Genomic DNA, 25,660 nt, shown 5'->3' on the forward strand with positions numbered 1-25,660 from the left:
CCTCACGTCATGTCCGTTAGACTGAATACCTGTTTGTCAGCGAGTACTACCCTCAGAGGAGAAGGAAATGCAACGTTGGATGTCACTATGGGCAGGCCTTGCCCTGGCCGTCGCTAGCCTATGCGCCCATGCCGATCTACTGATCGGGCAGACGGCGGGGTTTTCGGGCATCGTCGCCGCGAGCGTGCAGGAGACCACGGCCGGCGCCAGGCTGTACCTGGATCACGTGAACGCACGCGGTGGTGTGTTGGGACAGAAGATCACGCTGATTTCGCTCGACGATAAGTTCGACCCCAAGCTCGCTGCGGAAAATGCGCGCCAGCTCATCGAAGAGAAAAACGTGCTGGCACTTTTTCTCACCCGCGGCACGCCGCACAACGAGGCAATCCTGCCACTGCTCGAAAAATACGGCGTGCCCCTGATCGCCCCTTCGACCGGTGCCATGGTGTTCCACCAGCCCGTGAACAAGCACGTGTTCAACGTACGCTCCTCCTACCAGCGCGAGGCGGAAAAGGCGGTAATGCACCTGGCAACCATTGGCGTACAGCGTATCGCGGTGCTGTACGTCGACGACAGTTTCGGTGCCGATGCGCTGGCTGGGGCACAGAAAGGAATGACGGCTGCCAAGCTGAACCCCGTGGTGTTGGCCAAATTCGATCGCGCCAAGCCCGACTTCGCGCCACTGGTACAGCAGGTGGTCAAAACCGACGCTCAGTCCGTGCTGGTGCTTGGGTCGGGCAAGGCGGTTGCCGATGCGGTACAGGCCTTGCGCGCCGCGGGTTCCGCAGCGCAGGTGGTGACTCTGTCGAACAACGCGTCGAGCGGTTTCGTCAAAAGCCTGGGCGAAAACGCGCGTGGTGTGGTGATCACCCAGGTATTCCCCAGCGAGCGCTCCATCGCCTACGCCATCGTCAAGGAAGCACAGACCTTGCTCAAGGCGCAGAACAAGAGCGCAGCAGAACTGAGCCCCATCATGTTGGAAGGCTTTGCCGCCGCAAAGGTGCTGGTCGAAGGCTTGCAGCGCGCTGGCCCGCAGCCCACGCGCGAAAAGCTCCGTACCGCACTCGAGAGCATCCGCAAATTCGACTTGGGGGGGATGGAACTGAGCTACGCACCGGACGACCACACGGGCCTGGTATTTACCGATCTTTCGATCGTCGGCCCCGACGGCAAATTTTTACGCTGAGGACCGCCCCCACGCAAGGCAATAAAAAAACCTTGCAGCCGTGAGACTGCAAGGCCAATAGGAGTCGCAATGCGAGAGCGCATGGCGCCAAGGCCATGCGGATGCTGCGGATGCTTAGAAGTTGTGAGCCATGCCGACGCCGAAGGTGCTCAGGTTGGCACCCGTGATGCCCGTGGCATAGCGGGCACCAGCCTTGTTGTCCACGTGGGTATAGATCGCATACACCTTGGTGCGCTTGCTGAAGTTGTAGTTGTAGCCCAGGATGACCTGGTTGGCATCGCTGTTGGCCACGTGGTCGAGCTTGCTCGTGTGTGCAAAGCCCAGGGCGACGTCGGAGGCGCCGAAGGTGTAGCCGCCGGTGATGCGATAGACGTCGCGCGAACCAGCATTGATCAAATAGTCGTTGTCATAGTTCTTGACATGCTGGTAGTAGCCGGCGATCTGGAACGGACCCCATGTGTAGTGTGCGCGCAGGCCAAATTGGTTGGCATCACCCACCTTGGTGTAGCCGGCGCCCAGCGCCAGCGGGCCGCCTTCCCAGTTCACGGCCAGGTCGTAGGCGTTCTTCATGTCGGGAATGGTGCTCGAGACGGGCTGGCGCTCGTGCATCGAAAGGGCGCCTTCGACCGTCAAACCCGCAAACAGCGGGGTGCGGTAAGCCACCTTGTTGACGTCGCGCATCAGATAACCATACAGCGCGTCCGAAGCGTTGCCGGTGTCGTAGTTCGGGGCGTCGAGCACGCCGTAGTCGGCCACGGCGAAGTACGACTCGGCGATCCAGCGGCCCATGCGCAGCATGCCGAAGTTGCCCGAGAGGTTGACTTCGCTCTGGCGGCCAAAGAAGCTCGTGCTCGACTGTGCGCCCGTGCTCGAATCAAACCCACTTTCAAGCTGGAAGCCCGCTTTCAGGCCGCCACCCAGGTCTTCCACACCCTTGAAACCGAAACGCGAGGCGTTGTTGTTCATTTTGGTGGTCGTGGTGTCACCGATTTTTTCGCGCTCCACCGAGGTGTTGATACGGCCGTAGAGCGTCACGCTGCTTTGGGCCAGGGCGGCACTGCTGCCGGCCACAGCCAGCGCTGCAAGGGCGATGCGGGTCATGGCTTTCATGGGGCTTCCTCCGAACGAAGATTGGTTGCTGAAAAAAAGAATGGCATGGGTTTTTGGCTTGGCCACTCAAGGGTTTTCCCGAGGCGCGATAGTAGAGAAAAGTGCGGTAGTTCAGGAAATTTGTTGACGTTTTGATGACAGTTGGTGCGTGTTTGACGTGTATTTACAACATTTGCACCACATTCAATCTTGCAAAAAGCATACCGCCCCAAGTTGGCACAGCCATTGCGAAGGATGCGGGCGCGCCTTGCCCGCCATGCATCGCCGCAGCAAAAAGCCCCATGGGCGCAGGCGCGGGGCCTGTCTCCATGGGGCTGGGCTGCGGGCGCGGCGCGGGTCAGTCGTTGGCGTAGATATCGACGTCCTTGGTTTCGCGCACGAACAGCGTGCCCACCACTGCGGTGATGGCCGCGATGATGATCGGATACCACAGGCCGTTGTACATGTTGCCCGTCTGCGCCACGATGGCGAACGAGGTCGTGGGCAGCAGGCCGCCGAACCAGCCGTTGCCGATGTGGTAGGGCAGGCTCATCGAGGTGTAGCGGATGCGCGTGGGGAACAGCTCCACCAGCATCGCGGCGATCGGGCCATACACCATGGTCACCAGGAGCACAAGGTAGGTCAGCAGCGCGATCATCATGCCCTTGTTCATCTTCGCGGGGTCGGCCTTGGTCGGGTAGCCGTCGGCCTTGAGCGTCTCGGCCACGGCCTTCTTGAACGCGGCATCCTTGGCCTTGACCTCTGTGGGCGGCAGGCCCTTGGAGGAATAGCTCGGGATCACCGTATCGCCGATCTTGATGACCGCGGGCGTGCCGGCGGGCGCGGCTTCGTTTTCATAGCTCACCGAATTTGCGGCCAGCACCTGCTTGGCGATGTCGCAGGAGCTCGTGAACTTCACCGTGCCCGTGGGGTTGAACTGGAACGAGCACTCGGCCGGGTCGGCCACGACCACCACTTTGCTCTTGGCCTGCGCTGCGGCGAGGTCGGGGTTGGCGGCTTCGGTCAGCGCCTTGAAGGTCGGGAAGTAGGTCAGCGCGGCGAGTGCGCAACCCGCCATGATGATGGGCTTGCGGCCGATCTTGTCCGACAGCGCGCCGAAGACCACGAAGAACGGCGTGCCGATGAGCAGCGCCGCGGCGATCATCAGGTTCGCCGTGACGGCATCGACCTTGAGCTGCTGCGTGAGGAAAAACAGCGCATAGAACTGCCCCGTGTACCAGACCACGGCCTGGCCCGCGGTGAGGCCGACCAGCGCGAGGATCACGATCTTCAGATTCTTCCACTGGCCGAAGGATTCGGACAGCGGCGCCTTCGAAGTCTTGCCCTCGGCCTTCATCTTCTGGAACGCGGGCGATTCGGACAGCGACAGGCGAATCCACACCGACACGGCCAGCAGCAGGATGGACACGCCAAACGGAATGCGCCAGCCCCAGTCGCCAAAGGCCTGCTCACCCATGAGCGTGCGCGTGCCCAGAATCACCAGCAGCGACAGGAACAGGCCCAGCGTCGCGGTGGTCTGGATCCATGAGGTATAGGCACCGCGCTTGCCGTGCGGCGCGTGCTCGGCCACGTAGGTTGCAGCGCCGCCGTATTCGCCGCCGAGCGCCAGGCCCTGCAGCAGCCGCAGCCCGATCAGGATCACCGGCGCGGCCACGCCTATGCTCGCATAGTTGGGCAGGATACCGACGATGAAGGTCGAGAGGCCCATGATCAGGATGGTCACCAAAAAGGTGTATTTGCGCCCGATCATGTCGCCCAGGCGGCCAAACACCAGCGCGCCGAAAGGCCGCACGATGAAGCCTGCGGCAAAGGCCAGCAGCGCGAAGATGAAGGCCGAGCCTTCATCGAGGCCGCTGAAAAACTGCTTGGCGATGATGGCCGCGAGCGAGCCGTACAGGTAAAAGTCGTACCACTCGAACACGGTGCCGAGCGACGAGGCGAAGATGACCTTCTTCTCCTCGGCCGTCATGGGACGGGGGGCGGGATGGGTTGCCATGGGTTTGTCTCCTCAAAAAAGCCATGCGATCCGCGCCGGGGCCAAACGCCCAACGCGAGCCATGGCATTTTTCGGGCTGCCGCTGACCCGACTCTGACGCCAAACTGACGAGGCTCTGACAAACTCAGGTCAAACCCGCATCATTCATTTCGCAATGCGGGAAATGACGTGACCGGCCCAGGGTCGGCAGCTTTTAGGCCGAGGGCAACTGGCGCACGGCGTCCCAGTCGGGGCCGTCGAACCAGGCGTCGCCCGTAAGGTAGGCGCGCAGCATGGGCAGGCTGTCCAGGCCCCAGAACAGCTTGTCATCGACGACGAAGGCCGGCACGCCGAACACGCCCTGCGCGATCGCGGCGTCGGTGTTGGCGCGCAGCAGCGCCTTGGGCGCCTCGCTCGTGCTGCTCTGGCCGGGGCGCGTCTGCTCGGCCAGGGCCTGCGCGAGCGCATCGAGACGCTGCGGATCGAGCGCGTCCTGCCCACCCTGCCACACATGGCGCAGCAGCGTGCCCGCAACGAAGCGGTTGACGCTGCCGTCGTCGCTGCAGGCCAGCGCCTGGCGCAGCAGCGGCAGCGGGCTGAACGGAAAGCGCGCCGGCATCTTGAGCGGAATGCCCAGCGCGTGTCCGAGCCAGGCTACGTGGCGGAAGGTCCAGTCGCGCTTGGGCGCAATGCCGCCCGGCCCGGGGTTGCCGTGCTGCTTGAGCAGCGCACCCAGCAGCACCGGCCGATAGCGCACGCTGTAGCTCAGCCCTTCCAAGGCGAGCGGCAGGCGCTCGAACGCGAGCCAGGCGTAGGGCGAGAGGAAGTCGAGGTAAAAAGTGATGTGCTTCATGGCTTGCGGGCGGAGGCGCCTTCGGCAGTGTGGTTTTCCGACACAGGGCTCTCAGCGCGCGGAGGAAAAACGAAGCCCGCGCGCTGTGCGAGCCGCGCCCAGATGGCCAAGCGTGCGGCGCTATCGGCGCTGGCCCAGGCCCGGATCTCGGCCACGGTGCGAAAGCAGCCTTCGCAATGGCTCTGGTCGGGCGCCATGCGGCACACCGAGATGCAAGGCGAGGGGATGACCTCGTCGGAATCTGCATCAAAATAGCCCGCAGACGCTAGCAGACCTGCGCGGGCAGCTATGGGTTTGGTAGTTTCTTCGGCGTTCATGTGTTTATTGTTTGGCTGAGCCAGCTGCCCCATCGGAAGCAGCATCGACCACCACGTCCACAACGGGGGCGCCCGTCCAGCGCTGCAGCTCACTCGGGTGCAGCGGGAACACTGCGTGCGGATGCCCTGCGGCGGCCCAGACCTCGGCAAAGCGCAGCAGATCACGGTCGATCAGCGTCACGGGCGGCGTGGCATGCGCGATCGGCGCCACACCGCCAATCGAAAAGCCCGTGCGCGCCTTGACGAAGTCGGCGTCGGCGCGGCCTATGGGGCCCACGAGCGCCGCCACCTTGCGCTCATCGACGCGCCGGTCGCCCGAGGTGATCACGAGCACCGCGGCATCGTCGCTCTTGCGCCGGAAGATGATGCTCTTGGCCACCTGCCCGACGAGGATGCCCAGCGCATCCGCCGCCTGCTGCGCCGTGCGCGCCGCATCGTCCAACATGCGCGGCAATTGCGCGTGCCCCAGCGCCTGCAGTTGCGCGCTGACGCGCTGCACGCCCTCGGGGAGTTTTTGCAGGTCCTGTGCTGGCTGCATCATGTTCATGACTTCTCTACCCGGCGCGCTTGTTCAAGATCGCCGTGGCCGCGCGCGACTGCGTCTTGCGGCCCAGAAAATCGCTGATATACACGCCCGCGTCGATGAGCTTGTCGAGGTTGATGCCCGTTTCTATGCCCATGCCGTGCAGCATATAGACCACGTCCTCCGTGGCCACGTTGCCGGTCGCGCCCTTGGCGTAAGGGCAGCCGCCCAGACCCGCCACCGAAGTGTCGAACTGCCACACACCGAGCGCCAGCGCCGCCAGCGTGTTCGCGAGCGCCTGGCCGTAGGTGTCGTGAAAGTGGCCCGATACGTCGTCGAGCGCATAGTGCTGCAGCGCCGCCTCGATCGCGCGCTGCACCTTGAGCGGCGTACCCACGCCTATGGTGTCGGCCACACCCACGTGCTGCACGCCGATCTGCTTCATCAGCTGCGCCACGTAGGCCACACGCTCGGGCGCCACCTCGCCCTCGTAGGGGCAACCCACGGCGCAGGAAATCGCCCCGCGCACGTAGATGCCGGCAGCGCGCGCTGCTTCCACTACCGGCGCAAAGCGCTCGATGCTCTCGGCGATGCTGCAGTTGATGTTTTTCTGGCTGAAGGCTTCGCTCGCCGCGCCGAACACCACGACCTCATCGGGCCGGCTCGCGAGCGCCGCCTCGAAGCCCTTGAGGTTGGGCGTGAGCACCGAATAGCGCACGCCGGGCTTGCGCTGAATGCCCGCCATCACCTCGGCGTTGTCGGCCATCTGCGGCACCCACTTGGGGCTCACGAAGCTGGTCACCTCGACCTCGCGCAGACCCGCGTCCTGCAGGCGGTGCACGAGTTCGATCTTGACCGCCGCAGGCACGGGCGACTTTTCATTTTGCAGACCGTCGCGCGGGCCGACATCGACGAGCTTCACGCGGGAGGGGTAGGAGGCGGTGGGCATGGGGAATTTCCGGCAAAAAACGAAGGGATAAAAGGACTTTGCGGTCATTTTCGCCGATTGCCAAAGTTCCGCTGGGCAGCAGGGCGGCCGCACCGCCGTTTCTGCGACAATCGGCGGCTCGCGGCTGTAGCTCAGTGGATAGAGTATTGGCCTCCGAAGCCAAGGGTCGTGGGTTCGATCCCCGCCAGCCGCGCCACCCCTCACACGGTTTTAGCAAGCAAAACCTTCACAAAACGCCAACCGATCGGGTTGGCGTTTTTGTTTCTGGTCCTCTGTCTCGGCGATGCATCCACCTTATCTTGCCAATCATGTCCATGGTGATCACCCTCTTGCGTCCCTTGCTGCAAAAAACAGCAGGGTAGGTAAAACACCTGGCTCAAATTTGGATCGGCATCACACCAAAAAGTGGCTCAGTTTTCGGTCGGCGTCAACACCTGCTAATCAGATGTTGGAAACCGGGTAGCTGAGGGAGCGGGCTCCAGTCCTTGTACACATGTAGCCTGCTGGATACAATCGAGCCCATGTTCACCGTCATTGAAACTGAGCGCTTCAGCAGCTGGCTTGCAGGCTTGCGAGACATGCGAACGCGAGTGAGACTGGTTGCACGTTTGCGGAAGGCGACACAGGGGAACCTGGGTGATGTCAAGCCCGTGGGTGAAGGCGTGTGGGAGATGAGGGAGTTTTTCGGTCCCGGTTGGCGTATGTATTACGTGCAGCGGGGTGAAGTGTTGGTGGTGATGCTGGGTGGTGGTGAGAAGTCCTCCCAGCAAAAGGACATTGCAGCCGCGCAGGCATTGGCCAAGGAGATTGACCTATGAGCAAGTTGAAGACCCGTACTTTCGATGCAGCCAACTACCTCACCAATGAGGAGGAGATGGCGGAGTACCTCACTGTCGTGATGGAGGAGGGTGATAGCGCATTGCTGGCTGCTGCCTTGGGGGACATTGCCAAGGCGCGTGGCATGACGCAGTTGGCCCGCGACACAGGTCTTTCACGCGAGAGCCTTTACAAGAGCCTCTCGGGTGAGCGGGCGCCTAGCTCCGATACGCTGTTCAAGGTGATCAGAGCCTTGGGCTTTGAACTGAATATCCGCCCTGCGGCACACTCCCACTGACAGACCTTGTCTGGTCGCTGGCTGGTCACAGCCACTTCCAAGCTGTTCCAACTCACGGGATAGGAGCGCCGTCGGCTCTGGGGTTCGCCGCACGTCCGTTGCGTTAATCAGCCAGCAAAACCCTGGCAAATCCAACCGGCTCCAAGCCGCAGTAGGAAGGAGGAATACCCTGCTTCAAGAATTCGATCCCCGCCAGCCGCACCATTATTTCTTGATGCCCATGTCCCGTGCGACTTGCGTGTCCATCGATCCTTGGAAGCCCCGGCTGTAAATGCGCCGCAGCGACAGCAACGTCCGACCGTGGCGGACAACTCGGGCTTCGCTGCCAGCCCCGTCGCTCACCCAGCCTCCGCTTTGGAATTGGAAATCGTCCCTGCGCTGCTTGCAGCAAAGTGATCGAACGAAGCGTAGCGCGCCGGCACGGGCCGCCCTGCGCCATCGACCAGGCGCAGGCCCGGCGCGGCCTCTATGCGTCCTATGCGCGTGACCGGCGTGGCGCTGGCCTGCGCTGCGACGGCGACGGCGGCGCGCTGGGTGGGTGCGGCGGTGAAGAGCAACTCGTAATCGTCGCCGCCCGCGAGCGTGCAGCGGCGCAGGAATTCAGCGTCGATTTCAGGCTCACATTCAGAGTCAAATTGGCCTCTAGCGCCCGTCAAATCAGCGTAAGCAGCTATCAACGTAGTAGTAATCGAGCAGTCTATGCAAGCGCCCACGCCCGAGGCTTGCAGGATATGGTCGAGGTCGCCGAGCAGGCCGTCGCTGACGTCGATCGCGCTGCTGGCCACGCCGCGCAGCGCCAGGCCCAATGCGACGCGCGGCGTGGGCTGCTCGAGGCGCGCGCGCGCCGCGGCGAGCACGGCGCTCGGCAGGCGCCAGTGCGCTGGCAAGCGCCCCTGCAGCGCGGCGAGCGCAAGCGCGGCGTCGCCGAGCGTGCCGCTCACGTACACCTCGTCGCCGGGCCGCGCGCCGCTGCGCAGCAGTGCCTGGCCTGCGGGCACCTCGCCAAACACGGTGATGCACAAGTTGCGCGGCCCCTGCGTGGTGTCGCCGCCCACGAGCGCGCAGCCGTGCGCGTCGGCCAGCGCGAACAGGCCGCGCGCAAAGCCTTCGAGCCAGTCCTCATTCGCCTCGGGCAGCGCGAGCGCCAGCGTGAACGCGAGCGGCCGCGCGCCGCACGCGGCCAGGTCGGACAGGTTCACCGCGAGCGCCTTGTGCCCGAGCCGCTCGGGCGCGACGTCGGCAAAGAAATGCCGGCCTTCGACCAGCATGTCGCTCGAGACGGCCAGCTGCATGCCCGGCGCGGGCGCGAGCAGCGCGCAGTCGTCGCCCACGCCCAGCACCACGCGGCCCGCCGTGTCCGCTGCGCCCGGCGCGGGTGCAGGCACGGGGCGCGTGAAATAGCGCGCGATCAGCTCGAACTCTCCCATGCGCTGGCTCCTTGGTTTTTCCGTTCCTGGCGCGCGGCTCACACCGCCGCACCGCGAAAGCGCAGCGCGGCCTGGCGGCTGACCTCGGCGAGCAGTTGCTCGCGCTGCTGGCATTCGCGCAGCCAGCGCGCGTCGTTCTGGCCGGCTTCGACCTGGCTGCGCAAAAGCTGCAGCGCGGGCGTCGCGCCGCGCGCCGCGGCGTGCCCGGCGATGCGCTCCATGGTCAGCAGCAGGTGTTCGCGCAGCGGCAGATGTGCGCCGCTGGCCGGATCGACATAGACCGCTTCGAGTCCGAAGCGGCAGGCCTGGAAGCGGTTGTAGGTATAGACGAGGTAGTCGTCCTCGGCGGGCATGAAGGGCTGCTCGGCGAGGAACCACGCGCCCAGCGCCTGCACGAAGCCCGCGAGCGCGGCGGCGCGCTCTATGGTCAGCGGCGTGTCGAAGACGCGGATCTCTACCGTGCCGTACTCGGGCTTGGGGCGGATGTCCCAGTAAAAATCCTTCATGCTCTTGACCACGCCGGTGCGCGTCATCTTGTCGAAATACTGCGCAAACCCGTCCCAGGTCAAGACGAAGGGTGCACGCCCCGAGAGCGGGAACGCAAACACCGAATTGAGCCGCGCCGAGTCGAAGGCCGTGTCGTGCCCCTGCACGTAGGGGCTGGACGCCGACAGCGCGATGAAGTGCGGGATGTAGCGCGAGAGGCGGTGCAGCATGAGCAGCGCGGCGTCCGCGTCGGGGCAGCCGATGTGCACGTGCTGGCCGAAGATCGTGAACTGTTTGGACAGGTAGCCGTAGAGCTCGGAGAGCTCGCGAAAGCGCGGCTTGTCGTAGATGCGCCGCTCGTGCCACTGCTGGAAGGGGTGCGTGCCGCCGCCCACCACGGCGATGTTGAGCTTGTCGGCGCTGCGCACGAGCGCGTCGCGGATCTGCCCGAGCTGGCCCAGCACCTCGCCGGCCGTGTGGCACACGCCGGTGGAAATCTCGATCATGCTGCTCGTCATCTCGGGCACCACGTTGCCGGGCAGCGCGGTCTTGCGCACCAGGCGCAGCATGTCTTCGGCGTAGGGCGCGAGGTCGTAGTCGTGCGTGCTCACGAGCTGCAGCTCCAGCTCCACGCCCAGCGTCAGCGGCTCGGAATGCGAAAAAGGCTCAAGCGGCATGGTCATCTCCCTTGTTGTCACGTGCACCGTTGCCCGGCACGCGCCGCGCGAGCGGCGCCAGGGGCGCCAAGGGCCGGGGGCTCTCGCCCGCGCGGTAGAGCGCCACGGTGGCGATCATTGCGCCCAACAGCTCCATGAGCAAAATCGCCGGCAGCGCCACGCGCGCGATCTGCGCGCCCGTGTCCGGCGCGGCGCTCGCGAACTGCGACACCAAGAGCAGCGCGACGGCAGACATGGGCGTGAGCGCGCCACCCACCCAAAATGCCTGCTTCCAGCTCGCGCCGCTGCCCACCTTGCCCAGCGCCACGCCCACGATCTTCGCCAACATGCGCACGACCACGAGCGTGAGCGCGAGCTGGGTCACGACTGCATCCCAGTCGGCCTGCGCGGCCACGGCCGAGACCAGCACGAACATCAGCATGCCCAGCAGCGTCGCGGCGCTGCCCGGCTGGCGCGGCCAGGCCCAGGGGCGCGGGTAAATCTGCTTGAGCAGCATGCCTGCGAGCAGCGCCGCGAGCGGCGCCGAGCCGCCCAGATGCGCGGCCACGGCCGCGGCTGCGGCGATCAGCGCGAGCAGCAGCACGGCGGTGTTCTCGCCCGTGGGGCTCATCCAGCGCAGCGCCAGGCGCAGCACGAGCGCGAGCAGCGCCGCCACTGCGATGGACACGCCCAGCACCATGAGCACGGGCAGGACTGCGCCCAGCAGGCCCTCGTTCGGGCGGTTCATCTGCTCGGCACGCGCCGAGCCCAGCGCCAGCGCCCACAGCGTGGAAAGCGTGGCGAGCACCGTGGCGCGGTCGGTCACCGGGCCCGTGGCGCGCGTGTCGGCCACCACGCGCACGAGCACCGCGGGCGAGGCCGCCAGTGCCACGAGCGCGAGCGGCCCGGCCACCTGCGCCGGCACCTCCAGCCAACGCAGCGCGCCATCCACGGCAAAGTAGGTCAGCGCCGACTCGAGCAGGCTTTGCGCGAGCACCATGGGGTTGTGGCGAAACCAGCGCAGCGGGATGCGCCCGCCGCACTCGAACAGCACCACGGCCAGACTCAATTCGAGCAGGAACAGCGCGATGCCCTGCAGCGGCCAGACCGCGCCGTTGAAGCCCGCGAGCCCCGCGAGCGTGCCGACCGCGGCGTAGCCCAGCACCTGCGGCAGCCCGGTGAAGCGCTGGCACCACGAGCCCGCCAGCGCCGCGACGGCCAGCAGCAGCGACCACTGCACCACCGGCAGCCCGGCCGAGGGGCGCAGCCACTGCGCCCAGAAGTCGAGGATGGCGTTCATCATCTTGTGCAAACTCCTTTCTTTTTCAGCAAGCGCGGGCGCCGCAGTAGCGCCGCCGGGGAGCGCATCGCGCCAGCCCAGGGGCCGAAAGGGGCCGCTCAGGCCGCGCTGCGCGGCGGCAGGAAGAAGCTCAGCGGCGCGCGGCGCCAGCGCGCGCGCAGCGCGGCGTAGATGCGTGCGCGCTCCACGCCCGTGACGTTGCGCGCACGCAGCGCCACACGAAGGGCCAGGTAAAAACTCACGCCCACGTTGAGCGCGCCGATCAGCGGTAAGCTGGCCAGCGCCCACCAAAAAGCGCTCTGCTGCAACACCTGCCAGCCGAGCGCGGCACAAGCCGCGGCCACCTGGCCCGTGGAGAGTGTGACATGGCGCACGTCCAGACCCAAACCAAAAAACCCTGCAAGCGCGGGCACCAAACCGAGCATGAAGCCCAGCGACACGTTCGCCGCGAGGCCCGAGACGTTGTGGCGCAAGAACTGCGCCCAGCGCGCCGCCCGCGCGCTGCCCAGATACGCCGTGATGCCGGGGTGGAAGCGCAGCGCCGAGTCGAGCCGGTAGAGCACGAAGGCGTTTTCGGCCCAGCCTGCGACGATGCTGGAGGCAAAGAGCAGCACGCCCGTCAATGCCGCAAACGGCAGCGATGGCCCGAGCAAATGCAGCGACTGCAGCACATGCCCGGCCTGCGCGGCGCTGATGGCCGGCGCGCCCGTGACCCAGGCGAGCAGCGCCGCGAGCGCCAGCACCGCCGGAAACACCACGAGCACGTTGCCCAGCACCGCCGCCACCTGCGAGCGCACGAGGTGCGTGACCTCATCGACGAAGGACTCCACCGCTTCCCCGGCCCCGAGCTCGTGCAGCTTGGCGGCCATGGCCGGCGCGGTCATCGCGGGCTGCTTGGTCGCGACGGTGCAGTGCAGCAGCTGGATCAGCACGAAGCTCAGCGCGTAATTCATGCCCGCCCAGAAGCCACCCCAGAACGGTGGCAGCGCGAGCGCGTAGATGCCGAACTTGAGCAGCGTGGTCGGCGCCATGAGCGCGCCCCCGCCTGCGGCCATGCGCAGCATGGCGCGGTATTCGTGCGCGGTGCGCGTGATGTAGTGCTCGCCCGTTTCGGCGCTGCGCTCGGCGATGCGCGCGGACAGCAGCGAGGCATTGGTGGCCAACAGCGCGCGCAGGCTGCGCCGCTGCTGCTGCACCTGCACGAGTTGCGCCAGCAGGCGCGCGGCGGCCTGCGCGCGCTGTGGCGCAAGCACGCAGTCGAGCAGGGCACGCACGCGCACGATGCGCTCGCGCAGCTGGCGCAGGCGAAACACCAGCCCGACCGAAATGCCCTCGTCCTCGAAATGCGCATACACCGTGGCTGCGGCGGCGCGGCAGGCTTCGAGGCGCGCGCGCAGCTGCTGCGCCGTGGCCTGCAGCCGCTCGGGCGTGCGCAAGGGGTGCAGCACTTCCACGCGCAGGCTCTCCACGTCGCGGATCAGCGCATGAAAAGGCTGCTGCCCACGCGCCTGCGCGCTCATGCGCAGGCGCAGCTCGGGCGCGAAGCCGGTCGCCAGAATCTGCCCCGCGCAGTAGGTCATGGCGTCGAGCAGCGTGCGCTGCCACAGCGTGGGGCCGGCGGCGGCATCTTGCGGGCTTTCGGTTTGCGGGCTTGGCGTCTGGGCGTCCTCGGGTGTTGCTTCAGTGATTGGCTTCAGAAGCCCCTGCAAGCGCGCGAGCATTTCCGCATCCAGCGCCTGCAGCCATTGCGCATCGAAGGCGCTCGGCAACGCAAGCGTGAACAGCTCGGCCGCGTCTATGGTCTCGGGGCTGTGCGGCAACAGGCGCTCGCGCAGGCGCGCGCCGAGCTCGCTGAGCAGCGCCGTGCGCGGCGCGAAGCCGAAGTCGGCCAGCAGCGTGGTCACGTCCACGGTCTCGAGCAGCAAGGCCCAGCACGCTTGCAGGCGTGCGCGCAGCGGCGGGCGGGCCTGCACGGCGGCTATGAACAACCCCAGCCGGTCAAGCGCCGCGGGCACCGAATCCTGCGCCCCACGCACCCAGGCGAGCAACCCCATCAGCCAGAGGTGGCGCGCGACCAGCCCGGCCTGCGGCTCCAGCAGCGTGTCGGGCTGCGGCGGCGCGGGTGCCTCCAGCGCCGCGAGCAGCTCGGCCAGATCGGGGGCGTGGCGGCGCCTCGTCAATGCAAAACCCTTCCTTTGGCGCCCGTGCCGGGCGCGTCGGGGTCGCTCGCTTCGAGCACGAACAGGGGAATCTCGCAGTCGAACGGCGTGCCGTCCTCGCCCACGCAGAAGTAGTGGCCGTGCATGGTGCCGCTCGCGGTGCGCAGGCTGCAGCCGCTCGTGTACTGGAACGATTCGCCCGGCTGCAGCAGCGGCTGGTGGCCGACCACGCCCAGGCCCTTGACCTCTTCGGTGTGGCCGTGCGCGTCGCAGATGACCCAGCGCCGCGCGATCAGCTGCGCGGGCGCGGTGCCGGTGTTCGTGATGGTGATGGTGTAGGCGAAGCGGTACAGGCCCGCGCCGGGCGAGGATTCTTCGGGCAGGTATTCGGGCTCGGCCACGACGGCGAAGCGGTACGCGGAATGGAGGTGTTGGGGCTCTGGCTTGGACATGCGGCGATGGTAACGGCGCAGGCCAGGAGCCTGCACGGCCGGCCGGCATTGCCCGCGCGCCGCGTGCGCCTGCCCGAGGGCCGCGCACCTGCTCGCAGCATTGTTCGTCTTATGGCACGCCTCACTGCCCACGTGCCGCGAGGATCCACTCGGCAGCCTTCTCGGCCAGCATGAGCGTGGGGGCGTTGGTGTTGCCGCTCGTGATGCTGGGCATGGCGCCCGCATCGACCACGCGCAGGCCGGCCACGCCGCGCACGCGCAGCTCGGCATCGAGCACGGCCATGGGGTCGTCCGCGCGCCCCATTTTGGTCGTGCCCACGGGGTGGAAGATGGTGGTCGCGATGTCGCCCGCGAGGCGTGCGAGCTCCTCGTCGCTCTGGTACTGCGGGCCGGGCTTCCATTCCTGCGGCTGGTACTTTTGCAGCGCGGGCTGGGCGACGATGCGGCGCGTCACGCGCAGGCTGTCGGCCGCCACCTGGCGGTCTTCGGGCGTGCTCAGGTAGCGCGGCGCGATCGCGGGCGCGTCGGTGAACTGCGCGCTGCGGATCTGCACCGTGCCGCGGCTCGTGGGGTTGAGGTTGCACACGCTCGCGGTGAAGGCCGGGAAGCGGTGCAGCGGCTCGCCGAAGGCGTCGAGCGAGAGCGGCTGCACGTGGTATTCGAGGTTGGGGTGCGGCAGTTCAGGGCGGCTGCGCGTGAAGGCGCCGAGCTGCGAGGGCGCCATGCTCATGGGGCCGCTGCGCCACAGCGCGTATTCGAGGCCTATGCGCGCCTTGCCCCAGAGCGAATGGACCAGCGTGTTGAGCGTGCGTGCGCCCTGCACCTGGAAGACGGCGCGGATCTGCAAGTGATCCTGCAGATTCGCACCCACGCCGGGCAGATCGTGCAGCACGGTGATGCCGTGACGCTGCAGCAGCGCGCCCGGCCCTATGCCCGAGAGCTGCAAAAGCTGCGGCGAGTTGATCGCGCCCGCGCTCAGGATGAGCTCGCGCGCCGCGTGCGCCGTGACCATCTCCTGGCCCGTCCAGACCTGCACGCCGCTGCAGCGCAGGCTGCCGTCGGCCTGGCGCTGCACGAGCAGGCGGCTCGCCTGCGCGCCCGTCCACATCTCGAAGTTCGGCCGGCCGTAGCACGCGGGGCGCAAAAAGGCCTTGGCGGTGTTCCAGCGCCAGCCGCCTTTCTGGTTGACCTCGAAGTAGCCCACGCCCTCGTTGTCGCCGCGGTTGAAGTCGTCGGTCGCGGGGATGCCGGCCTGCTGCGCGGCCTGCGCGAAGGCGTCGAGGATGTCCCAGCGCAGGCGCTGCTTTTCGACGCGCCACTCACCCGTGCTGCCCAGGCGCCGGTGGCCGTGCAGGCGCGCGAAGTCTTCGCTGGCGGTCTCGGGGCGGTCGAGCCGCCAGTGGTCTTCATGGCGACGAAAGTAGGGCAGCACTGCGTCCCAGCGCCAGCGCGCGTCGCCCGTGAGCGCGGCCCACTGGTCGTAGTCACGCGCCTGACCACGCATGTAGATCATGCCGTTGATGCTGCTGCAGCCGCCCAGCACCTTGCCGCGCGGGTAGCGCAACTGGCGACCGTTGAGACCGGGCTCGGGTTCGGTCTGGTAGAGCCAGTCGGTGCGCGGGTTGCCTATGCAGTAGAGGTAGCCCACCGGGATGTGGATCCAGGGATAGTCGTCCTTGCGCCCGGCCTCGATCAGCAGCACGCGGCTGCGCCCGTCGGCGCTCAGGCGCTTGCACAGCAGGGCACCGGCGGTGCCGCCGCCGATGACGATGTAGTCGAAGGTGGTGTCGCTCATGGCAGAGAGAGGGAAGAAGGTCTGCCAAGATGGTAGCGCTGCGGCGGCCCGGCTTGTCTCGTTGCCGCGAAAGCTATCTAACAAATAGCTGCCGAGGCAAGCTGTACGCGGGCAGAAGGCCAATTTGGCTCAAATTCCTGCGGGCACCGAAACCCGCCAGCCCGCTCAGGCACACAAGTTCGTTACCATCCTTTTCCGATGAGCGACGCCGCCCCCCGCATCCTTCTGGTCGATACGCCGCAAGGCCCCTGCGCCCAACTGCTGGGGCGCTGGGGTGCGGCCGAGTTCGGGCAGCGTGCGCAGTGGCGCGTCCTGCAGGCGCAGTTGCGCGCCTGCCCGGCGCAAGGAGCGCAGGCGCCGGGCTGGGACTTGCGCGGGCTGCAGTGGCTCGACCACGTCGGCGCGCAGCTACTGTGGAACCACTGGGGCCGCGCCTGGCCGCAGCGCCTGCAGCTCACCGATGCACAGCGCGGCATGTTCGAGCGCGTCGCGCGCTTCACGGCCGAGGCGCCGCCGCCCGCGCGCTGGAGCGCGGCCGCGCAGATCGATTGGCTGGGCGTGCTGGTGCTGCGCGCGCTGGGCCACGCGCTGCAGCTGCTGGAACTCCTGGGGCAGCTCGCGCTCGACATGCTGCGCCTCGTGCGCGCGCCGCGCCGCGCACCCTGGCGCGACATCTCCGGGCATATGTACCGCATGGGCGCCACGGCCTTGCCGATCACGGCGCTCGTGGGTTTCTTGATCGGCGTGGTGCTGGCCTATCTGCTGTCGCTGCAGCTGCGCCAGTTCGGCGCCGAGTCGTTCATCGTCAACATCCTGGGCATTTCGCTGATCCGCGAGCTCGGCCCCATGCTCGGCGCGATTCTGGTCGCGGGGCGCTCGGGCTCGGCGATCACGGCGCAGATCGGCGTCATGCGCGTGACCGAAGAGCTCGACGCGATGCGCGTGATGGGCATCCCGCACGGCTTTCGCCTGGTGCTGCCGCGCGCGCTCGCGCTCGCGCTGGCCATGCCGCTCATCAGCGTGTGGACCACGCTCGCGGCGCTGACCGGCGGCATGCTCGCGGCCGACGTGTCCATGGGCGTCTCGCCCGCGTATTTCGTGCAGGCCATGCCCGCCGCGGTGAAATTCTCGAACCTGACGCTCGCGCTGAGCAAATCGGTGGTGTTCGGCCTTTTGATCGCGCTCATAGGCTGCCACTGGGGCCTGCGCGTGAAGCCCAACACGCAGAGCCTGGGCGAAGGCACGACGGCCTCGGTCGTGACCTCGGTCACCATGGTGATCCTCGTCGATGCGCTGTTCGCCGTGGCGTTCAAGAACATAGGAATCTGAGCCGTGCCCACGCCAAGCCCTGGCCAGACACCCGGCGCGCCGGCCGCAGCGGCTTTGCCCGCCGCAGCCGTGGTCGAGGTGCGCGGCCTGTGGACGGTGTTCGGCACGGGCGCCAACGCCTTTGCCGTGCACCAGGACCTGGACCTCACGGTGCAGCGCGGCGAGATCCTCGCGCTCGTGGGCGGATCGGGCACGGGCAAAACAGTGCTGCTGCGCCAGATGCTGGGCCTGGCCCGGCCCACGCGCGGCAGCGTCACGGTGCTGGGCCACCCCGCCGCCGAGATGGGGCGCGAGGGCGCGGCGAGCCGCGTGGGCATGCTGTTCCAGCACGGCGCGCTGTTTTCGGCCTTCGACGTGCTCGGCAACGTGGGCTTTGCGCTGCAGGAGCTCGGCACGCTGCCCGCCGCGCTGGTGCGCGACGCGGCCCTGGTCAAGCTGCAGATGGTGGGCCTGCAGCCCGCGCACGCCACGCGCATGCCGGCCGACCTCTCGGGCGGCATGGTCAAGCGCGTAGCGCTGGCGCGTGCGCTCATCATGGACCCGCCGCTGTTGCTGCTCGACGAGCCCACCGCAGGGCTCGATCCGAGCAGTTCGGACGAATTCTGCACGCTGCTGCGCGCGCTGCACCAGTCGCTAGGGCTCACGGTGGTCATGGTCACGCACGACCTCGACACGCTGTTCGCGCTGAGCACGCGCGTGGCCGTGCTGGCCGACAAAAAGGTCATCGTCACCGGTGCGCCGCGCGAGGTGGTGCACTTTGCACATCCGTTCGTGCGCGAATTTTTCGGCGGCGAACGCGGGCGCCGCGCCCTGCTCGCGCTGGCGCCCGAGGCGCCCGCCGCCCCCACTTCCCCTCAGGAGGCCTGATGGAAAACAAATCGCATGCCATCGCCGCCGGCGTCTTCGTGCTCGTGATGCTGGCCATGCTCGCGGGCCTGGTGCTTTGGCTCACGCGCGACAACGCGAACTACAAGGAATACGAGCTCTCCACCCCCGACGGCGTGAGCGGCCTGCAGCCGCAGGCGGCGGTGCGCTACAAGGGCGTGGCCGTGGGCAAGGTCACGCGCATAGGCTTCGACCCCAAGGCCAAGGGCAACGTGCTGATCCGCCTCGCCGTGAACGAACAGACGCCCATCAGCGCCAACACCTTCGCCATGCTCAACTACCAGGGCGTGACCGGCCTTGCGCATGTGCTGCTCGACGACGCCGACAAGCCGCTGCCGCCGCTGCCGCCGGGCCCGAGTGGCCTGCCGCGCCTGCCGCTGCGCAGCTCGCCCGTGAGCCAAATCGCCGAGCAGGCACCCCTCATCCTGCACCAGATCGAAGAAAACACGCGCCGCCTGAACCAACTGCTGGGCGACGAAAACCAGCTGCTGATCCGCAACGCCATCGACCAGATCGGCCAGACCGCGGGCCAGCTACGCACCCTGACCGCGCATGTGGACGGCATCCTGATGCAGCGCATAGACCCGGCGCTCGCGGGCCTGCCCGCAACCTTGAGCGCCGTGCAGCAGGCCGGCAGTGGCGTGGCAGCGCTCGCGCAGGAGGCCCGCCAGACCACCGAGCGCCTGAACGCCGCGGGCGGCGCCATAGACCAGATCACGCTGGGGACGCAGGCCTTCGCGCGCGCCGCCGAGCAGTTCGGCGGCAGCACCCTGCCGCGCATCAACCGCGCCACCGAGGAAAGCGCACGCACCGCGCGCCAGCTCGGGCGCGTCGCGGGCAACATCTCCGACAACCCGCAGGTGCTGCTCTTCGGCCCCGGCCGCGCCCCGCCCGGGCCGGGCGAACCCGACTTTGCCGCCCCCGCCGCAGCCATCGGAGCCCAGCCATGAAGATTTCTCCTGAAATGATAGTTAGCAGTTCCAGCCATACCTGCGCAAAAGCCTTTTTTCATGCAATTTTTCTGGTCGCGGCCCTGAGCGCCTGCACGGGCCTGCCAGCGCCAGCGCAGCGCCCCTTGATGTATGACTTCGGCCCCCCTGCGACGCCTGCCGCAGCCCCGTCCCTGGCGCCTGCCGCAGCCCCGTCCCTGGCGCCTGCCGCAGCCCCGTCCCTGGCGCCTGCCGCAGCGCCGTCCTCGGCCCCTGCCCAAGCCGCAAGCACCACGGCGCTGCCAGCGCTGGCGCTGGCCGAGGTGCAGGCCGGCGGCCTGACCGACGGCAGCAGCGCCGTGCTGTACCGCCTGGCCTACGCCAACGCGCAGCAGCTGCGCCCCTACACGCTCGCGCGCTGGAGCCAGCCGCCCGCGCAGCTCGTGCAGCAGCGCCTGCGCGCCGAGCTGGGCCGCCACCGCGCGCTGCTCGACGCCAACGACGCCGCCGCACTGAGCGCGCCGCGCCCCGCCGTGCTGCGCGTGGAACTCGAAGAATTCAGCCAGGTCTTCCAAAGCCCCAGCGACAGCGTGGGCCTTTTGCGCCTGCGCGCCACCCTGGTCGAGCCGCGCTCCACAGGCGTTGCCCTGCTGGGCCAGCGCGTCTTCATCATAGAGCGCCCCGCCGCGAGCCCCGATGCCGCCGGCGGCACCCGCGCCCTCGCCGAAGCCGCGCAGCAAGCCGCGCAGGAAATCGACACCTGGCTACGGCAATGGGGGCGGTGATCGGGAACCGAAATTGGGGTCAGATTCCAATTATTTGCGAAGGTGAAGGGGCAAAGGGCGGGTGCCGGGAGTTGCGCCCGGCGGCGCACCTACTTTTCTTGTCTCGCCAAGAAAAGTAGGCAAAAGAAGGCGACCCTACTGTCTGCGTCCCTGCCCGCCTGCTCGGCGGTCAGGGCAACCTGCGGTGCTCGCACCCGGCGGGGTCGCGCGAAACTCGCTGCGCTGCGCTTCGCTCAAACATCGCGCGCCCTTTTCCCGCCGGGCGCTGCGCTCCTCGGCGCATACAGAAGGGCGGGGATACCACACGGGCCTTCGCTGCGCTCGGCCTTTGCAGCGCGGAAATTGCATAAATTGGGGTCAGATTCCAATTTCCGGCGCGATCCCTGCACCTTGGATGAAATTGGAATCTGACCCCAATTTTCCTGACCTGCATCAATACCCCGACGCGCGGCTTTCCCTAAGCTGCGCGCCCGGATTGGACTGCAAGGAGATCGAACATGGCCGCACTCGAATGGTCGGATGCCCTGGCGCTGGAATTGCCGCTGATGGACGACACGCACCGCGAATTCGTCGAACTGCTCGCCGCTGTGGACGCGGCCGACGAAGCACGCCTGCCCGCGGCCTGGAAGGCGCTCGTGGCGCACACCGAGGCGCATTTCGCGCGCGAGGATGCCTGGATGGAGGCAACCCGCTTTGCTTCGGGCAACTGCCACAGCACCCAGCACAAGGTGGTGCTGCAAGTGTTGCAAGAGGGTGCGGCGCGGCTCGCGCAGGGCGAACCGGCGATGGTGCGCGCCCTGGTGGGCGAACTCGCGCAATGGTTTCCACAGCATACGCAGGCCATGGATGCGGCGCTGGCGCTGCACCTGCGCCGCGTGGGTTTCGATCCGGCAACGGGCACCGTGCACGCGCCCGAAGCCCTGCCGCAGGGGCTGATCCACGGCTGCGGCGGCGCCACCTGCACAGAGCCTGAGGCGCAAGCAGAGAGTGCATGAGCGGACGCTGTGGGCGCTGGCGGCGCACTGCCGCAGCGCACATGGTCGTCGTCACATCGAACCCGCAAACCGGGCGGGCCCCGCAGGCCCGCGCCGGGATGGCCTCGGAACCTGTTCTCAGGGCCGGGTGATGCTGTTGTCGGTTCTGCGCACCGTCTCGCCTACGCGAAAGCCCGGGTCGCTCTGGAATTCATAGACCGCATTGCCGCTGCGCGGAAATTCCACGGTGACGGCCCAGACGGTGTGGGTTTTGATCTTCTTTTCGATCTCCCGGCCCGCGTAGGCGCCACCGGCAGCTCCTGCAACGGTAGCAAGCGTGCGGCCGGTGCCGCCCCCCACCTGGTTGCCCAGCAAGGCGCCTGCGACGCCCCCAGCCACCAGGCCCACAGGGCTGCCCTCACCCTCTTTTTCGATCTGGCGTACGGAAATGACTTTGCCACAGTCGGCGCAGGCCGGCTGCGCGGCGGCGCTCGACTTGGCCGGCGTCACGCCCGAGCGGGCCTTGGCTTCGGCCAGGGCCTTGTCGTACTCGGCCTTGGCGTCGCGTTTGCATTGCATGCGGCCAGCGGACGTGGGCTCGCTGGCGCAGAGCTTCAAGTCCTGGTCGTACCGGGCCTTGGCCTGCTTGCTGTCCGCCGCGTACTGCGCCTTGGGCGACAGGGGAGCACTGGGAGCGGCTGGGGCAGCGGTTTGCGCCTGGGCCAGTGGTGCCAGGGCCCACAGGGCTGCGACGAGGGGGAGGAGGCGTTGACGGCGCATGGGATGCCTTTCGTGTGAAGTAAAAAAACTGCAAGACAGAAGCATCCTAACGCCGCAGGGCGCCGGCGCGACGACACACGCCCACTTTGTCCACGGCGCACGCAGCCATCGCCGGCAGCCTGGCAGCCGCACCCCGACGCAGCCGTGCAGGGGCCCCGCAGCTTGCCCCGCGCACGATGCCACCCCTGCGTTTGCGCTTTTCCACGGCGCTTGCCGACAGCGGCATAGAGCCCCTGTCCGCAAGGGCATGCCCGAGGGCTGCCCCGCCAGGCCCCCGCATACAATGCGCCGTTTCCTGCCCCGCGCCGGCCCACAGCCCACGTGCGCCGGGGTTTTACCACCGTCTCGCTGGAGTTCGTTCCGTGCTGATTTCTTCTGCTTTTGCCCAGACCGCGCCGGCCGCCACTGCCGGCGGCAGCAATCTGATGTCCTCGCTCACGGGCATGATGCCCCTGGTGCTGATGTTCGTGGTGCTCTACTTCATCATGATCCGCCCGCAGATGAAGCGCCAGAAAGAGCACCGCGCCATGATCGAAGCGCTGGCCAAGGGCGACGAGGTCGTGACTTCGGGCGGCCTGGTCGGCAAGGTGACGCGCCTGTCGGAGGGCTTTTTGCACCTCGAAGTGGCATCCGGCGTAGAAATTCAGGTGCAGCGCAGCGCCGTCGCCCAGGTGCTGCCCAAGGGCACGCTGAGCACGGGCAAGTAAGCCCGGTACGCGCACACCTTTTCCTGCGTTCTATGGGGCCCTGCCCCCGCTGTCTGCGAGCGATCTCATGAACCGTTACCCGGTCTGGAAGTACGCGATCCTGGTGGTCGTGCTGCTGGTGGGCGTTTTGTACGCGCTGCCGAATTTCTTTGGCGAAGCCCCGGCCGTGCAGGTCTCGCCGGCCAAGGCGAGCCTGAAGGTCGATGCGCAGGTGCAAGAGCGCGCCTTGCAAGCGCTGCAAAGCGCAGGCATCACGCCCGACCTCGTGAGCCTGGACGGCAACTCGCTGCGCGTGCGCCTGGACAGCACCGACACGCAGCTCAAGGCGCGCGACGTGCTGCAAAAGGCGCTGGTGCCCGACCCGAGCGACCCACCTTACATCGTCGCGCTGAACCTGGTGTCGCGCTCGCCGGCCTGGCTCACTGCATTGCATGCGCGCCCCATGTACCTGGGGCTGGACTTGCGCGGCGGCGTGCATTTCATGCTGCAGGTCGATATGCAGGCCGCGCTGACCAAGCGCGCCGAGGCGCTCGCCGGCGACCTGCGCACCAGCTTGCGCGACAAGGGGATACGCCACGGCGGCGTGCGTCGCGACGGGCAGGCGGTGCAAGTGCGGCTTCCCGATGAAGCCACGCTGGCGGCGGTGCGCAACCTGGTGACCGATCAATTCCCCGAACTGCAGGCGAGCAGCGCGCCCGACGCCAACGGCTTTCAGCTGACGCTGACCATCAAACCCGAGGCCGCGCGGCGCGTGCAGGAGCAGGCGCTCAAGCAGAACATCCTGACGCTGCACAACCGCATCAACGAGCTTGGCGTGGCCGAGCCGGTGATCCAGCAGCAGGGGCTGGACCGCATCATCGTGCAGCTGCCCGGCGTGCAAGACACCGCCAAGGCCAAGGACATCCTGGGCCGCACTGCGACGCTCGAAGTGCGCATGGTCGATGAGAGCGCCGAGGCGCGCGCCGCCGAAGCCGGCACTGGGCCCGTGCCCTTTGGCTCAGAGCGTTACCTGGACCGCGCAGGCCAGCCCGTGATCGTGAAAAAGCAGGTGATCCTCACGGGCGACAACCTCACCGACGCGCAGCCCGGCTTCGACGGCCAGACGCAGGAGCCCACGGTGAACCTCACGCTCGACGCCAAGGGCGCGCGCATTTTCCGCGACGTGACGCGCGAGAACGTGGGCAAACGCATGGCCATCATCCTGTTCGAAAAGGGCAAGGGCGAGGTGGTCACGGCGCCCGTGATCCGCACCGAGATCGGTGGCGGGCGCGTGCAGATTTCCGGGCGCATGACCACGGCCGAGGCCAACGACACCGCGCTGCTGCTGCGCGCGGGCTCGCTCGCCGCGCCCATGGAGATCGTCGAGGAATACACCATAGGCCCGAGCCTGGGCGCCGACAACATCGAGCGCGGCATCCACAGCGTGGTCTGGGGGCTACTCGCGATCGCCGTCTTCATGTGCGCCTACTACATGCTGTTCGGCGTGTTCTCGAGCATCGCGCTGGCCGTGAACGTGCTGCTGCTGATCGCCGTGCTTTCGATGCTGCAGGCCACGCTCACGCTGCCGGGCATCGCCGCGATGGCGCTGGCCATAGGCATGGCGATCGACTCGAACGTGCTCATCAACGAGCGCATCCGCGAGGAGTTGCGCGCGGGCGTGGCGCCGCAAGCGGCGATCCACGCGGGCTACGAGCGCGCCTGGGCGACCATTCTGGACTCGAACGTGAGCACGCTGATCGCGGGCCTGGCGCTGCTGGCCTTTGGTTCGGGGCCGGTGCGCGGCTTTGCCGTGGTGCACTGCATAGGCATCTTGACGAGCATGTTCTCGGCGGTGTTCTTCTCGCGCGGCCTCGTGAACCTCTGGTACGGGCGCAAGAAAAAGCTCAAGAGCGTGGCCATAGGCCAGGTCTGGAAGCCCGACGCCGACCAGAGCGCCACGAATCCCGCGAACGCATCGAAATAAGGCCGACCCAGGCATCCAAGGAACAAGCCATGGAGTTTTTCCGCATCCGCAAAGACATCCCGTTCATGCGCCACGCGCTGGTGTTCAACGCGATCTCTTTCATCACCTTCGCGCTCGCAGTGTTCTTTCTGCTCACGCGCGGCCTGCACCTGTCGGTCGAATTCACGGGCGGCACCGTGATGGAAGTGGCCTACAGCCAGCCTGCCGACCTCGCGCAGGTGCGCGAAGCGGTCGCGCGCCTGGGTTACGCCGATGTGCAGGTGCAAAGCTTCGGCACCGCGCGCGACGTGCTCATCCGACTGCCGGTGCAAAAGGGCGTGGGCTCGGCGCAGCAAAGCGAGCAGGTGCTGGGCGCGCTCAAGGCCAGCGACCCGTCCGTGCAGCTGCGCCGCACCGAGTTCGTGGGCCCGCAGGTCGGCGAGGAGCTGGTGCGCGGCGGCCTCATGGCGCTGGCCGTGGTGGTCGTGGGCATCGTGATTTACCTGGCGTTTCGCTTCGAGTGGAAGTTCGGCGTCGCCGCGATCATTGCGAACCTGCACGACGTGGTCATCATCCTGGGCTTTTTTGCGTTCTTCCAGTGGGAGTTTTCGCTCTCGGTGCTCGCCGCGGTGCTGGCGGTGCTCGGCTATTCGGTCAACGAGTCGGTGGTGATCTTCGACCGCATCCGCGAGGCCTTTCGCAGATACCGCAAGATGAGCACGCCCGAGGTCATAGACCACGCGATCACCAGCACCATGAGCCGCACCATCATCACGCACGGCAGCACCGAGGCCATGGTGCTGTCGATGTTCTTCTTCGGCGGACCCAGCCTGCACTACTTTTCGCTAGCGCTGACCATTGGCATCCTGTTCGGCATCTATTCCTCGGTGTTCGTGGCCGCGGCGATCGCGATGTGGCTGGGCGTGAAGCGCGAAGACCTGGTTTCGGGCGAGAAGAAAAAAGAGGGCGATCCGAACGATCCGAACGCCGGCGCCGTGGTGTGACGGCAGAGGCCGAGGGTATGACA

Annotated in this window: 24 protein-coding genes and 1 tRNA gene; 12 read left to right on the forward strand and 13 right to left on the reverse strand. The window is 67.2% G+C overall.

From position 1 onward, the window contains the following. Positions 1–67: 67 nt before the first annotated feature. Positions 68–1,186, forward strand: a complete 1,119-nt coding sequence (locus FK527_RS07300; RefSeq protein ID WP_144731785.1) for an ABC transporter substrate-binding protein — start codon at positions 68–70, stop codon at positions 1,184–1,186. A gap of 114 nt (positions 1,187–1,300) precedes the next feature. On the opposite strand, the gene FK527_RS07305 is transcribed toward FK527_RS07300, so the two are convergent. The 6 genes from FK527_RS07305 to FK527_RS07330 form a co-directional block, all read right to left on the reverse strand. After that, complete coding sequence (locus FK527_RS07305) at positions 1,301–2,296, reverse strand: porin (protein ID WP_144731788.1); 996 nt, start codon at positions 2,294–2,296, stop codon at positions 1,301–1,303. A 337-nt stretch (positions 2,297–2,633) separates the two neighbouring features. Then, positions 2,634–4,292, reverse strand: coding sequence for an MFS transporter (locus tag FK527_RS07310; RefSeq protein WP_144731791.1), 1,659 nt, complete (start codon positions 4,290–4,292; stop codon positions 2,634–2,636). A gap of 193 nt (positions 4,293–4,485) precedes the next feature. Further along, positions 4,486–5,124: a 2-hydroxychromene-2-carboxylate isomerase gene (locus tag FK527_RS07315; protein WP_144731794.1), complete on the reverse strand. Its 639-nt coding sequence runs from the start codon at positions 5,122–5,124 to the stop codon at positions 4,486–4,488. Beyond that, positions 5,121–5,441, reverse strand: a complete 321-nt coding sequence (locus FK527_RS07320) for a DUF1289 domain-containing protein (protein ID WP_144731797.1) — start codon at positions 5,439–5,441, stop codon at positions 5,121–5,123. Before FK527_RS07320 ends, FK527_RS07315 begins: the two co-directional genes overlap by 4 nt. Before the next feature lie 4 nt (positions 5,442–5,445). Continuing rightward, positions 5,446–5,982: a YbaK/EbsC family protein gene (locus tag FK527_RS07325; RefSeq protein ID WP_246072707.1), complete on the reverse strand. Its 537-nt coding sequence runs from the start codon at positions 5,980–5,982 to the stop codon at positions 5,446–5,448. 13 nt (positions 5,983–5,995) lie between these two features. Beyond that, on the reverse strand, positions 5,996–6,913 hold the full coding sequence (locus tag FK527_RS07330) for a hydroxymethylglutaryl-CoA lyase (protein ID WP_186298405.1): 918 nt from the start codon (positions 6,911–6,913) through the stop codon (positions 5,996–5,998). A gap of 120 nt (positions 6,914–7,033) precedes the next feature. Between FK527_RS07330 and FK527_RS07335 the strand changes: the two genes are divergently transcribed. The 3 genes from FK527_RS07335 to FK527_RS07345 all read left to right on the forward strand — a co-directional run bounded on the left by FK527_RS07335 (position 7,034) and on the right by FK527_RS07345 (position 8,027). Next, a tRNA-Arg gene (locus FK527_RS07335) sits at positions 7,034–7,109 on the forward strand. Between the two features lie 325 nt (positions 7,110–7,434). Beyond that, complete coding sequence (locus FK527_RS07340; protein WP_144731803.1) at positions 7,435–7,731, forward strand: type II toxin-antitoxin system RelE/ParE family toxin; 297 nt, start codon at positions 7,435–7,437, stop codon at positions 7,729–7,731. Continuing rightward, complete coding sequence (locus FK527_RS07345) at positions 7,728–8,027, forward strand: addiction module antidote protein (RefSeq protein ID WP_144731806.1); 300 nt, start codon at positions 7,728–7,730, stop codon at positions 8,025–8,027. Before FK527_RS07340 ends, FK527_RS07345 begins: the two co-directional genes overlap by 4 nt. Positions 8,028–8,365: 338 nt before the next feature. Here FK527_RS07345 and thiL read toward each other — a convergent pair whose 3' ends face one another. The 6 genes from thiL to FK527_RS07375 form a co-directional block, all read right to left on the reverse strand. After that, complete coding sequence (gene thiL, locus FK527_RS07350; RefSeq protein WP_144731809.1) at positions 8,366–9,454, reverse strand: thiamine-phosphate kinase; 1,089 nt, start codon at positions 9,452–9,454, stop codon at positions 8,366–8,368. 38 nt (positions 9,455–9,492) lie between these two features. Beyond that, a complete protein-coding gene (locus tag FK527_RS07355; protein WP_144732064.1) occupies positions 9,493–10,617 on the reverse strand; it encodes a YbdK family carboxylate-amine ligase in 1,125 nt (374 codons plus the stop codon). Continuing rightward, positions 10,607–11,896 carry a cation:proton antiporter domain-containing protein gene (locus FK527_RS07360; RefSeq protein WP_144732067.1) on the reverse strand — a complete coding sequence of 430 codons (1,290 nt, stop codon included), beginning with the start codon at positions 11,894–11,896 and terminating at the stop codon, positions 10,607–10,609. The genes FK527_RS07355 and FK527_RS07360 overlap by 11 nt, the downstream gene beginning before the upstream one ends. Before the next feature lie 98 nt (positions 11,897–11,994). Then, positions 11,995–13,950, reverse strand: coding sequence for a site-specific recombinase (locus FK527_RS07365; RefSeq protein WP_186298407.1), 1,956 nt, complete (start codon positions 13,948–13,950; stop codon positions 11,995–11,997). 122 nt (positions 13,951–14,072) lie between these two features. Beyond that, complete coding sequence (gene apaG / locus FK527_RS07370; protein ID WP_144731815.1) at positions 14,073–14,507, reverse strand: Co2+/Mg2+ efflux protein ApaG; 435 nt, start codon at positions 14,505–14,507, stop codon at positions 14,073–14,075. Positions 14,508–14,628: 121 nt separating this feature from the next. After that, positions 14,629–16,302 carry a GMC family oxidoreductase gene (locus FK527_RS07375; protein WP_144731818.1) on the reverse strand — a complete coding sequence of 558 codons (1,674 nt, stop codon included), beginning with the start codon at positions 16,300–16,302 and terminating at the stop codon, positions 14,629–14,631. Positions 16,303–16,500: 198 nt separating this feature from the next. Here FK527_RS07375 and FK527_RS07380 point away from each other — a divergent pair, with 198 nt between their 5' ends. The 5 genes from FK527_RS07380 to FK527_RS07400 all read left to right on the forward strand — a co-directional run bounded on the left by FK527_RS07380 (position 16,501) and on the right by FK527_RS07400 (position 21,225). Beyond that, a complete protein-coding gene (locus FK527_RS07380; protein WP_144731821.1) occupies positions 16,501–17,631 on the forward strand; it encodes an MlaE family ABC transporter permease in 1,131 nt (376 codons plus the stop codon). A gap of 54 nt (positions 17,632–17,685) precedes the next feature. Further along, on the forward strand, positions 17,686–18,498 hold the full coding sequence (locus FK527_RS07385) for an ABC transporter ATP-binding protein (RefSeq protein ID WP_246072717.1): 813 nt from the start codon (positions 17,686–17,688) through the stop codon (positions 18,496–18,498). Then, positions 18,498–19,466, forward strand: coding sequence for an MlaD family protein (locus FK527_RS07390; RefSeq protein ID WP_144731827.1), 969 nt, complete (start codon positions 18,498–18,500; stop codon positions 19,464–19,466). The genes FK527_RS07385 and FK527_RS07390 overlap by 1 nt, the downstream gene beginning before the upstream one ends. Next, the gene (locus tag FK527_RS07395; protein ID WP_144731830.1) at positions 19,463–20,230 is read left to right on the forward strand and encodes an ABC-type transport auxiliary lipoprotein family protein; all 768 of its coding nucleotides are present in this window, start codon (positions 19,463–19,465) and stop codon (positions 20,228–20,230) included. The genes FK527_RS07390 and FK527_RS07395 overlap by 4 nt, the downstream gene beginning before the upstream one ends. 497 nt (positions 20,231–20,727) lie before the next feature. Further along, positions 20,728–21,225 (forward strand): hemerythrin domain-containing protein, encoded by a 498-nt coding sequence (locus FK527_RS07400; protein ID WP_144731833.1) that lies wholly within the window; start codon positions 20,728–20,730, stop codon positions 21,223–21,225. A 117-nt stretch (positions 21,226–21,342) separates the two neighbouring features. On the opposite strand, the gene FK527_RS07405 is transcribed toward FK527_RS07400, so the two are convergent. Next, a complete protein-coding gene (locus FK527_RS07405; RefSeq protein ID WP_144731836.1) occupies positions 21,343–21,984 on the reverse strand; it encodes an outer membrane lipoprotein in 642 nt (213 codons plus the stop codon). Between the two features lie 362 nt (positions 21,985–22,346). Here FK527_RS07405 and yajC point away from each other — a divergent pair, with 362 nt between their 5' ends. From yajC to secF, 3 genes are all read left to right on the forward strand, one after another. Continuing rightward, positions 22,347–22,691, forward strand: a complete 345-nt coding sequence (gene yajC / locus FK527_RS07410; protein WP_144731839.1) for a preprotein translocase subunit YajC — start codon at positions 22,347–22,349, stop codon at positions 22,689–22,691. 67 nt (positions 22,692–22,758) lie between these two features. Further along, the gene (gene secD / locus FK527_RS07415) at positions 22,759–24,654 is read left to right on the forward strand and encodes a protein translocase subunit SecD (RefSeq protein WP_144731842.1); all 1,896 of its coding nucleotides are present in this window, start codon (positions 22,759–22,761) and stop codon (positions 24,652–24,654) included. 29 nt (positions 24,655–24,683) lie between these two features. After that, complete coding sequence (gene secF / locus FK527_RS07420; protein ID WP_144731845.1) at positions 24,684–25,637, forward strand: protein translocase subunit SecF; 954 nt, start codon at positions 24,684–24,686, stop codon at positions 25,635–25,637. Positions 25,638–25,660: the final 23 nt, after the last annotated feature.

Source organism: Extensimonas perlucida, from assembly GCF_007655255.1.
Classification (GTDB): domain Bacteria; phylum Pseudomonadota; class Gammaproteobacteria; order Burkholderiales; family Burkholderiaceae_C; genus Extensimonas; species Extensimonas perlucida.